Origin of the sequence: Klebsiella sp. GB_Kp056 (genome assembly GCF_040064755.1) — a bacterium.
Taxonomy (GTDB): Bacteria; Pseudomonadota; Gammaproteobacteria; order Enterobacterales; family Enterobacteriaceae; genus Klebsiella; species Klebsiella quasipneumoniae.
Genome location: NZ_JBEAJA010000014.1, coordinates 1 through 1330, shown reverse-complemented (window position 1 = coordinate 1330; position 1330 = coordinate 1). Strand labels below are relative to the sequence as shown.

General features: G+C 67.7%; 2 protein-coding genes. Both read right to left on the bottom strand.

Features of this window, described 5'->3' with window-relative positions; all coding sequences use genetic code 11:
• The coding region (locus ABLV52_RS00615; protein ID WP_348889868.1) for a sodium ion-translocating decarboxylase subunit beta at positions 1-311 on the bottom strand (311 nt) is incomplete at its 3' end.
• A 15-nt stretch (positions 312-326) separates the two neighbouring features.
• Positions 327-1330, bottom strand: a 1004-nt coding sequence (locus tag ABLV52_RS00610) for a biotin/lipoyl-containing protein (RefSeq protein WP_348889867.1), incomplete at its 5' end; no start/stop codon positions are given.

The window sequence follows — 1330 nt, the reverse complement described above, 5'->3', positions numbered from 1 at the left end:
GACGGCAGGGCCAGGGCCAGCGCCTCCTTAATGGCGTGGACGTCCGGCGCGCAGTGGAGCTTCGCGGCAATCACCGCCAGCTGCGCCGGGTCGTGGTGGGCCAGCAGGCTCTCCAGGGCGCTCAGCGCCAGGCCGGCCTCCGGGATGTTCGACAGCAGGCCGCCGAAGCCAATCGGCAGCAGCAGCAGCGGCTCGAACTTCTTCGCAATCGCCAGCCACAGCAGCAGCAGGCTGACCAGCAGCATCACCGCCTGGCCGAACCCCAGGTGCATCAGCCCCATCCCCTGAATCAGGGCGTTCAGACTTTCCATTTCCGCTCCTCGTCGTTACGCCAGCTGCAGCAGGGTGTCGCCGACCGCCACCGCATCGCCGGCTTTCACCGCGATACCGCGCACGGTCCCGGCCTGCGCGGCGCGGATTTCGGTCTCCATCTTCATGGCTTCCAGAATCAGCAGCACGTCGCCTTCGGCCACGCTCTGACCCTCGCCGGCAATGACCTTCCAGATAGTGCCCGCCAGCGGCGCGGTGACCGGGGTGCCGGCGCCGGCCGGGGCGGCGGCAGGAACCGGTGCGGAAGACGGGGTGGCCGCCGTCAGCTGGCTGACGTCGCCGCCGTCGCTGACCTTCACCACAAAGGCTTTGCCTTCCACTTCCACGGTGTAGACGCCGGAGGCGGCGGCTTTCGCCGGCGCGGCAGGCCTGGCGTCTTCCACCTGCGGCACCGGTTCAAAGGCCGCCGGGTTATGGCGGTTTTCGAGGAACTTCAGGCCGGGCTGGGGGAACAGGGCCACGGTGAGCACGTCGTCGATGGCGTTCTCCGCCAGCTGAATATTCTTCTCCTGCGCCTGGTGCTTCACATCGGCTTCCAGCTGCGCCAGCTCCGGCTTCAGCAGGTCCGCCGGGCGGCAGGTGATGGCCTCAGCGCCGTCCAGCACCCGCGCCTGCAGGGCGGCGTTCACCGGCGCCGGCGTGTGGCCGTATTCACCTTTCAGAATGCCGGCGGTCTCCTTTGCGATGGTTTTGTAGCGCTCGCCGGTCAGGACGTTGAGTACCGCCTGGGTGCCGACAATCTGCGAGGTAGGGGTGACCAGCGGGATGAAGCCGAGGTCCTCGCGCACGCGGGGGATTTCCGCCAGCACCTCATCCAGACGGTGGGCGGCGCTCTGCTGCTTCAGCTGGCTTTCGAGGTTGGTGAGCATCCCGCCCGGCACCTGGGCGACCAGGATACGGCTGTCGGTGCCCTTCAGCTGGCCTTCGAAGGCGTGGTACTTCTTACGCACCTCGCGGAAGTACGCCGCGATGCTCTCCAGCTTGTGGATATCCAGCCCGG